The 264-nt window shown below is 54.5% G+C and carries 1 protein-coding gene; it reads left to right on the top strand.

All coding sequences use genetic code 11. From position 1 onward, the window contains the following. Positions 1-74 precede the first annotated feature (74 nt). On the top strand, positions 75-264 hold a 190-nt coding region (locus tag WDW90_RS39855; protein ID WP_336493089.1), incomplete at its 3' end, for a hypothetical protein.

The raw sequence follows: 264 nt of genomic DNA, 5'->3' as shown, positions 1-264 counted from the left end.
ACATGGAGCCGTATGCCTCTTCCACTGCAGAGCTTGTTACAGAGCTTCTGGAGTATCAGCCGAAGCGTCTGAAGATGAACATGCTGGAGGCAACAGCCTTATTGGCGGGGATGATTGTAGATACGAAGAGCTTCACCTTCCGGACCGGCGCCCGGACGTTTGACGCGGCCTCCTATCTGCGTTCACACGGAGCAGATACCGTGCTGGTGCAGAAGCTGCTGAAGGAGGATATGCAACACTATCTGCAGATTGCGAAAACGCTGC

The sequence above is a fragment of the Methylobacterium nigriterrae genome, from assembly GCF_037106235.1.
Taxonomy (GTDB): Bacteria; Pseudomonadota; Alphaproteobacteria; order Rhizobiales; family Beijerinckiaceae; genus Methylobacterium; species Methylobacterium nigriterrae.
Note: the sequence above shows the minus strand (reverse complement) of the source record. Positions and strands in the feature narration are given on the sequence as shown.